Source organism: Pedobacter sp. (assembly GCF_045628745.1).
Taxonomy (GTDB): Bacteria; Bacteroidota; Bacteroidia; order Sphingobacteriales; family Sphingobacteriaceae; genus Pedobacter.
Genome location: NZ_JAZQPU010000061.1, coordinates 1 through 3410 on the forward strand (window position 1 = coordinate 1; position 3410 = coordinate 3410).

Consider the following 3410-nt stretch of genomic DNA (forward strand, 5'->3'; position numbering starts at 1 on the left):
ATTCTTTGCGATCCACACAGAGCTACGGTAAACGGAATCAACAAAGCTTACAAGTTAAGGGGTATCAGCATGACTTCTCCGGATATTCGTGCGGGAGTTTCTTTATTAATTGCTGCCTTATCTGCTGAAGGAACATCCACCATTTATAACATTGAACAAATTGAACGTGGTTACCAGGATATCGATATCCGCTTACGTGCCTTAGGCGCACAAATTAAGCGTGTAGAAGGTACAGGTCCAAGTCATTAATAAATAGAATTAGGTGCTGCTTTAAAATTTAAAGCAGCACCTTTTTTATGAGAAAACCTTATTTAAAGCATAAAAGAAGAGTTTAAATAAAGTATAAAAGCGTTTTTAAAGTATCTAAAAAAACTTTTATATACGCTTTATTTAAAGCCTAAAAACAATTTTTAACAAAGCGTAACCCCTTTATTAAAGCACAAAAAGCAAATTTAAATAAAGCACAAAAATCTAAAAAAACCTATTAGCATAAAAAAAGCCCCAAATTGGGGCTTTTTTTATGCTTTATGAAAGCGTATTAATTATTCGAAATAGCATTGATAATATCATATTGAGTGATGATGTCAATTTTGCCATTGATGGCTTCTATCAATACAGCACTGTTATCTTTATTAATCAAGGCAGAAATTCTATCTATAGAAGTATTCATGTCTACAAAAGGGAAAGTAACCGTCATGATTTCCTGTACCTGTGCAGATCTTAATGAAGGATTGTCCATTAAAGCCCTTAAGATATCGCCTTCTTCCAATTTCCCAACAACCATTCCTTTTTGGGTAACTGGAATCTGAGAGATATTTAAAGCGTTCATGTTATTAATCGCTTCAATAATTGTTTTTTCACAATCAATGGTAACGATATCTTGTTGTTCTTTTTTAGCAAGAATATCACCTGCAGTTAATTTGCCATCTTCTAAAAAGCCACGCTCTCTTAACCAGTCTTCGTTATACATTTTACCCATATAACGGCTACCATGGTCATGGAAAATACAAACAACCACATCTGTAGGTTTCAATTTATCTTTAAGCTGCAATAAACCTGCAACCACAGAACCAGAAGAGTTACCGGCAAAAATACCTTCTTTTCTGGCGATCTCTCTGGTCATCAAAGCAGCATCTTTATCAGTTACCTTTTCAAACAAGTCGATCACGTCGAAATCAACATTCTGCGGCAAGAAATCTTCACCAATACCTTCAGTGATGTAAGGATAGATTTCATCCTTATCAAGGACACCAGTTTCTTTATATTTTTTGAATACCGAACCATAAGTATCGATACCCCACACCTGTATAGCAGGATTTTTTTCCTTTAAATATTTACCAATACCAGAGGCAGTACCACCAGTACCCACACCTACCACGAGGTGAGTAATTTTACCATCTGTTTGTTCCCAAAGTTCAGGACCTGTTTGCTCATAGTGTGCCTGTGTATTCGATAAGTTATCATACTGGTTGGGTTTCCATGAATTGGGAACCTCACGCTCCAGACGTGATGATACAGAGTAATAAGAACGGGGATCTTCAGGCTCTACGTTAGTAGGACAAACGATAACCTCTGCACCAAAAGCACGTAAAGCATCAAACTTCTCTTTAGATTGTTTGTCGGTCGAGGTAAAAATACATTTGTACCCTTTTATGATAGCAGCCATGGCCAGTCCCATACCGGTATTACCGGATGTTCCTTCAATGATGGTTCCACCTGGTTTAAGTTTACCGCTTTTTTCGGCATCTTCAATCATTTTAACCGCCATGCGGTCTTTAATTGAATTACCCGGATTGGTAGATTCTATCTTCGCCAAAACGGTAGCTTCAATTTCCTTCGTAATGTTATTCAATTTAACAAGGGGCGTATTGCCGATTGTTTCTAAAATATTATTATACCACATATTGCAAAAGTACGATTTGACCCTCAGAATTCTATTTATAAATGAAAATAAAGAATTTAATTCTCAATATATGACATACCACAAATAATATTTTACCCCACTAAGCCCCTAGATTAGCTAATTAAGCCTATATACTTTACCCGGTAAAGCGGTAATGATGCCCTGCATTTCCAGCGTCAACAAATGGATAGCTAGTTTACTTTGCGGAATACAGGTGCGCGCAGAAATTTCATCCACTAAGGCAGGTGCAGTTTTTAAAATCTCGAGTACTTTATGCGCTTCGGCCGATAAGCCCATCGGTAATTGGATTTGCAGAGATTGTTGTGTGTCCTGTGCATCTTCCCATCCCATATCATATACCAGGTCTAGAGGATGGTTGATCAATGCTGCCCTATTGGTTTTAATCAGAAAGTTGCAGCCCTGGGAGAATTCATCTTTGATCCTTCCGGGAAAAGCAAAAACGTCACGGTTATAAGAATGTGCAAGATGTGCCGTAATCAAGGCACCACCTTTTACAGTCGCCTCGACCACTAAAGTGGCATCAGACATGCCTGCAATAATCCGGTTGCGTTTTGGGAAGTTTTCCCGGTCGGGCATGGTGTTTAAGGAAAACTCTGTTAACAAACCTCCATTTTCGAGCATTTGCTGGGCTATTCTTTGGTGGTGATACGGGTAGACCCTATCCAGGCCGTGGCCCAGCACCCCTATGGTGGGGATGTTATTTTTAAGGCTTTCTTTATGTGCAGCAATATCAACGCCATAAGCTAAGCCACTCACAATCATCACATCATAAGGCCTCAAACTTTCGGCAAGCATAGCACAGAGTTGTTTACCATAATCGGTCGCCATTCTGGTACCCACCACACTAATAATGCGGGGATGATTTAAATTAGCCGTACCTTTATAATATAACAATACTGGGGCATCACTGCACTCCATTAAGCGGCGAGGGTAGTTCGGTTCCCCAAAAAACAAAACCTGCAGCTTAAGTTTTTCAATGGCTTTCAACTGTTCTTCAGCCTGCAGCAACACCTTGCTGGCAGCTATATGACTGGCGGTAACGGTGCCAATACCCGGTATGGCCAGCAGTTCTGTATGTTTTGCTTTAAAAACAGCTTCTGCCGTACCAAAATGTCCTAAAAGATTTTTAGCCGTCACATGCCCTACACCGGGAATTAAGGTCAGTCCGATTTGATGGATCATACTCATAGGCTAACTTAATATATATAAATATTAATGTCACCATCAGAATAAAATGCTGCTATTGTTTAGCCCTTAAAAGAATTCATATTTTTAAACTCTTTTAAGAAGCCAGATGAAGAATATCGGTTATTGGGGGATATAGACAACATATTTCGTTTCAAAAAAAGCTTCCTCGAAGTATTCCGACAAAGGATAAAGTTCAGCTTTTAACCTTGATTCTTTAATTTCCTCGTCTAATTCGCCTCCTTTAAGGTATAAAATACCATTGGCAATAGCATTCTTTGAATCCTTATTGAATTTTCCA

At 38.6% G+C, this 3410-nt stretch carries 2 protein-coding genes and 2 pseudogenes; 1 reads left to right on the plus strand and 3 read right to left on the minus strand.

Annotated features, from left to right (window positions below):
• A pseudogene (locus ACR2F7_RS02770) lies at nt 1-249 on the plus strand (UDP-N-acetylglucosamine 1-carboxyvinyltransferase); the annotation flags it as partial.
• A 289-nt stretch (nt 250-538) separates the two neighbouring features.
• Here ACR2F7_RS02770 and ACR2F7_RS02775 read toward each other — a convergent pair.
• From ACR2F7_RS02775 to ACR2F7_RS02785, 3 genes and pseudogenes are all read right to left on the minus strand, one after another.
• Nucleotides 539-1903, minus strand: a complete 1365-nt coding sequence (locus tag ACR2F7_RS02775) for a pyridoxal-phosphate dependent enzyme (protein WP_432712086.1) — start codon at nt 1901-1903, stop codon at nt 539-541.
• 117 nt (nt 1904-2020) lie between these two features.
• Nucleotides 2021-3106 (minus strand): DNA-processing protein DprA, encoded by a 1086-nt coding sequence (gene dprA, locus ACR2F7_RS02780; protein ID WP_432712087.1) that lies wholly within the window; start codon nt 3104-3106, stop codon nt 2021-2023.
• A 126-nt stretch (nt 3107-3232) separates the two neighbouring features.
• A pseudogene (locus ACR2F7_RS02785) lies at nt 3233-3410 on the minus strand (16S rRNA (guanine(527)-N(7))-methyltransferase RsmG); the annotation flags it as partial.

Bases quoted from the DNA above. Each gene is read 5' to 3' on its own strand.
- ACR2F7_RS02775 (WP_432712086.1), bottom strand. From the start codon at position 1,903: ATGTGGTATAATAATATTTTAGAAACAATCGGCAATACGCCCCTTGTT.
- dprA (WP_432712087.1), bottom strand. From the start codon at position 3,106: ATGATCCATCAAATCGGACTGACCTTAATTCCCGGTGTAGGGCATGTG.